The sequence below is a fragment of the Mycobacterium sp. genome, assembly GCF_032162105.1.
GTDB lineage: Bacteria > Actinomycetota > Actinomycetes > Mycobacteriales > Mycobacteriaceae > Mycobacterium.
The window spans coordinates 1-4,238 of sequence record NZ_JAVRPS010000475.1 but is presented as its reverse complement, the minus strand read 5'-3'; the positions used below and the strand labels follow the sequence as shown (position 1 = coordinate 4,238).

General features: G+C 66.4%; 4 protein-coding genes, 1 tRNA gene and 2 pseudogenes. 2 read left to right on the top strand and 5 right to left on the bottom strand.

Annotated elements, in window-relative coordinates:
• On the bottom strand, positions 1-696 hold a 696-nt coding region (locus QOC69_RS24550), incomplete at its 3' end, for an Ig-like domain-containing protein (RefSeq protein ID WP_526444504.1).
• Positions 697-932: 236 nt separating this feature from the next.
• Between QOC69_RS24550 and QOC69_RS24545 the strand changes: the two genes are divergently transcribed.
• A complete protein-coding gene (locus QOC69_RS24545) occupies positions 933-1,322 on the top strand; it encodes a PPOX class F420-dependent oxidoreductase (RefSeq protein WP_526444502.1) in 390 nt (129 codons plus the stop codon).
• Between the two features lie 3 nt (positions 1,323-1,325).
• On the opposite strand, the gene ricR is transcribed toward QOC69_RS24545, so the two are convergent.
• Complete coding sequence (ricR, locus tag QOC69_RS24540) at positions 1,326-1,616, bottom strand: copper-sensing transcriptional repressor RicR (protein WP_526444500.1); 291 nt, start codon at positions 1,614-1,616, stop codon at positions 1,326-1,328.
• 1 nt (position 1,617) lies between these two features.
• Positions 1,618-2,253, bottom strand: coding sequence for a DUF305 domain-containing protein (locus QOC69_RS24535; protein ID WP_526444498.1), 636 nt, complete (start codon positions 2,251-2,253; stop codon positions 1,618-1,620).
• A 79-nt stretch (positions 2,254-2,332) separates the two neighbouring features.
• Between QOC69_RS24535 and QOC69_RS24530 the strand changes: the two are divergent.
• Positions 2,333-3,370: pseudogene (locus QOC69_RS24530) on the top strand (dihydroxy-acid dehydratase domain-containing protein); the annotation flags it as partial.
• Between the two features lie 544 nt (positions 3,371-3,914).
• Here the strand turns inward: QOC69_RS24530 and QOC69_RS24525 are convergent.
• Together QOC69_RS24525 and QOC69_RS24520 are read right to left on the bottom strand one after the other, a co-directional pair.
• A tRNA-Thr gene (locus tag QOC69_RS24525) sits at positions 3,915-4,013 on the bottom strand.
• Between the two features lie 28 nt (positions 4,014-4,041).
• Positions 4,042-4,238: pseudogene (locus tag QOC69_RS24520) on the bottom strand (hypothetical protein); the annotation flags it as partial.

Below are 4,238 nucleotides of genomic sequence, written 5' to 3'. Positions count from 1 at the left end.
CATACCCATCGACACCGGGATGGTCTTCTCCACCTTGCCGTTACGCGAGATGGTCATCTGGTGTGTTGCGTCGTCGATGGTGGCCACCAGCTGCTCGGGAACGGTGAAACTCGACCTGGTGCCGCCTGCGTCGATGGTGACGACGGTGCCCGCGGGCCAGAAGTCCTGCGGCCGCCAGCGCACCTGGCTGTCGCTGGTCCAGTAGAACCGGCCAGGCACCGGCGGAACCGACGAGACGTGGATCGCCTGCTCGGCCAACGCCCGGTTGGCGATCGGCCGCTGGAAGTTGATGTAGATCGGCTTCGCGGCGCCGACCTTGGAGCCGTTCGTCGGATTGAAGGTCGGCGGCGCGAACACCGGCTGCCCGACATACGGCGTCGGGTTCTGGCCCGCAGGCGTTCCCTCGGGGATGACCGTAGGCTGGTTGGCGAACGGATCCGCAGGCGGGACGGCGAGCGGGTCCACCGGTGGTGGCGCCAGCGGATCGACCGGCGGCGGGGGCGGCGGGAAGGCGGCCGGGAACTCCTCCGGGGGAGGCGGTGGCGCGGGCTGCTCCAACGGCGGTGCGTCGACGGCAGCGGGGTCCGGATTTACCTCCGGATCAGCCCACGCAGACGGGCTGTTCAGGGCCAACCCACCGACCATTGCGGCCGCGAAGATCGCGGTGACCAGTCTGTTCATCTTCCCCTGCGGCATGCGCCACCTCCAATAGAATTGTCAATCCAGTGTGGCACAGCGCGAGGGCCTGCCATCGCCGCCGACGCTCGCCGGCGCCCGACCAAAGTGCCGGGAAAGGGCACTGAGCTGCTGTGTTGATCGCCGCGGAGAGGCCGAGCGTTACTTGGACCCCGGCCGGAGGCGGGACCTGGTAACGACGAATTCGGTTTCGGCGTTGCACGGCGCGTACGTACGTCAACTGAGAGGAAACTGCCGTGGTCGCGATACCCGATGGGTACGAGGATCTGCTGGAACGCCCGCTGTACGGCCACCTGGCGACTACCCGCCCGGACGGCACCGTCCAGGTGAACCCGATGTGGTTCGACTGGGATGGAGAGCTGTTGCGGTTCACCCACACCACCAAGCGGCAGAAGTATCGCAATGTGACGGCACATCCACAGGTGGCCATGTCGATCGTCGACCCGGACAACCCCTTCAAGTACCTCGAGGTGCGGGGCGACGTCGAGCGGATCGTGCCCGATCCCAAGGGTGACTACTACATGCACCTCAACGACCGCTACAGCGGACCGTTGACCGAGCCGCCGCCCGATCATCCCGACCGGGTGGTGTTCGTGGTGCGGCCGACGTCGTACAGCAAGCAGTAGAGGTCAGGAGCGCACCAGCCTGGCGATGGCCGCGGACGCCTCGGCCAGCTTCTTGTCCGCCTCATCGCCGCCCTCGGCGACGGCGTGGCTGACGCAATGGCCGAGGTGTTCGTCGAGCAGTCCGAGCGCGACGGACTGCAGGGCGCTGTTGATGGCGCTGATCTGGGTGAGGACGTCGATGCAGTACTTGTCGTCCTCGATCATCTTCGCGATGCCCCGGACCTGACCCTCGATGCGGCGCAGCCGCTTCGAGTAGTTGTCCTTGTTCGACGAATACCCGTGTGCAGCAGTCACATTAGCCTCCCAGCATCTGTTTCATCTGGTTGATCTCGGCCTGTTGCGCAGTAACGATCTGCTGCGCCAGGTTCTTCGCGTCGACGTTGACGCCGCCGGCGATCTCGGCGTTGGCCATCTCGATCGCTCCCTCGTGGTGGCTGATCATCGACTGCATCCACAACTTGTCGAACTCGGGGCCTTTCAGCGATGCGAGATTCGCGATTGCCGCGGCGTCGATCATGCCCTGCATCTCCATGGGATCCATGCCGCCGTGGCCCCCATGACTGTCGGGGCTCCCCGAGGTTTCGGGGGCTTCCGGGTTGGTGTCGGTGCCTTCCTTCCACTGCACCAGGAACACCTTCAAGGTCTCGATCTCGGGACCCTGCGCCGCCGAGATGTCGGCGGCGAGCTTGAGCACCGCGGGATTGGTGGACCGGTCCGGCACCAACGCCGCCATCTCCACCGCCTGCTGGTGGTGCGGAATCATGTTGGTGGCGAACTCGACGTCCTGGTCGTTGAAGCCGGCGGGCTGTGCGGATGCGCTGGATTCGCTGCCTTGCGGGTGGCCGGTGTGTCCGTCGGTGGCCGGGCTGCTACACGACGACAAGAACAGGGCGGCGGCCGCGACGGCCAGCGCGGCGATGAACGACTTCATGAAATCCACCGTACCGGATACCCCACCGGGGTATCGATAACGGTTTGGCCGGCTAGTACCGCGAAGGCATACTTGACCAATGTCCCCAGCGCCCTCCGGTAGCACACCCGACATGAAGCCACGCAGCCGCGACGTCACCGACGGCCTGGAGAAGACCGCTGCCCGCGGGATGCTGCGCGCCGTAGGCATGGGCGACGACGACTGGGTCAAACCGCAGATCGGCGTCGGCTCGTCATGGAACGAGATCACGCCGTGCAACATGTCGCTGCAGCGGCTCGCACAGGCCGTCAAAGGCGGCGTGCACGAGGCAGGCGGCTACCCGCTGGAGTTCGGCACCATCTCGGTGTCCGACGGCATCTCGATGGGCCACGAAGGCATGCACTTCTCCCTCGTCTCCCGCGAGGTGATCGCCGACAGTGTCGAGACCGTCATGCAGGCCGAGCGCCTCGACGGTTCGGTGCTGCTGGCGGGCTGCGACAAGTCGATCCCCGGCATGCTGATGGCTGCCGCCCGGCTGAACCTCGCGAGTGTCTTCCTCTACAACGGCTCGATCATGCCGGGGCTGGCCAAGCTCACCGACGGCACCGAGAAGGAAGTCACCATCATCGACGCCTTCGAGGCTGTCGGGGCATGTGCGCGCGGGCTGATGTCGCGCGAGGACGTGGACATCATCGAGCGGGCGATCTGTCCCGGCGAGGGCGCATGCGGCGGTATGTACACCGCCAACACCATGGCTTCGGCCGCTGAGGCGTTGGGAATGTCGTTGCCGGGCAGCGCATCCCCCGTGGCCATCGACAAGCGGCGCGACGAGTACGCACGCAAGTCCGGCCAAGCGGTGGTCGAGATGCTGCGCCGCGGCATCACCACCAGCGACATCCTCACCAAGGAGGCGTTCGAGAACGCCATCGCCGTGGTGATGGCGTTCGGCGGCTCCACCAACGCCGTGCTGCACCTGCTGGCCATCGCCTGGGAGGCCAACGTCAAGCTGACGCTCGCGGACTTCACCCGCGTCGGGCAGAAGGTGCCGCACCTGGCCGACGTGAAGCCCTTCGGCCGGCACGTGATGAAGGACGTCGACGAGATCGGCGGCGTGCCCGTCGTGATGAAGGCGCTCCTGGATGCCGGTCTACTGCATGGGGATTGCCTCACCGTCACCGGCCAGACCATGGCCGAGAACCTCGCCCACATCGAACCGCCGGACCCCGATGGCAAGGTGCTGCGGGCGATGAACAACCCGATCCACCCGACAGGTGGCATCACGATCCTGCACGGGTCGCTGGCTCCCGAGGGCGCCGTGGTGAAGTCGGCAGGCTTCGACTCCGACGTGTTCGAGGGCACCGCAAGGGTTTTCGAGCGCGAGCGCGCAGCGCTCGATGCGCTCGAGGACGGCACCATCACGCACAACGACGTCGTCGTCATCCGCTACGAGGGACCCAAGGGTGGACCCGGCATGCGCGAAATGCTGGCCATCACCGGTGCCATCAAGGGCGCGGGCCTTGGCAAGGACGTGCTGCTGATGACCGACGGGCGGTTCTCCGGTGGCACCACCGGCCTCTGCGTCGGGCACATCGCGCCGGAGGCTGTCGACGGCGGCCCGATCGCCTTCGTCCGCGACGGTGACAAGATCCGCCTCGACGTCGGCAAGGGCACGCTCGACCTGCTGGTCGACAAGGACGAATTCGAGTCGCGCAAGGTCGGTTTCGAGCCGCTGCCCCCGGTGTACAAGACCGGTGTGCTGGCCAAGTACACCAAGCTGGTCGGATCGGCTGCAACGGGCGCGGTCTGCAGCTAGTTGGTCGAGGGTGGTGGTTGGGGTTGGAACGGCTGGTACCACCACCAGTCGGCGCGCTCACCGGTAGGTCCGGCACATGGTTTGACCGCGGGTGGGGGTGTGGTCGGGGGTCGGGCCAGCGATCCCGCCTTCAGAGGTCTGCCCTTTTGGTCGGTGACCACGAGGTGCTGGGCGGGTCCGGTGATGGTGATGA

What these genes read in the sequence shown, in the direction of transcription:
- QOC69_RS24535 (WP_526444498.1), bottom strand. Translation starts at nt 2,253, where the DNA reads ATGAAGTCGTTCATCGCCGCGCTGGCCGTCGCGGCCGCCGCCCTGTTC.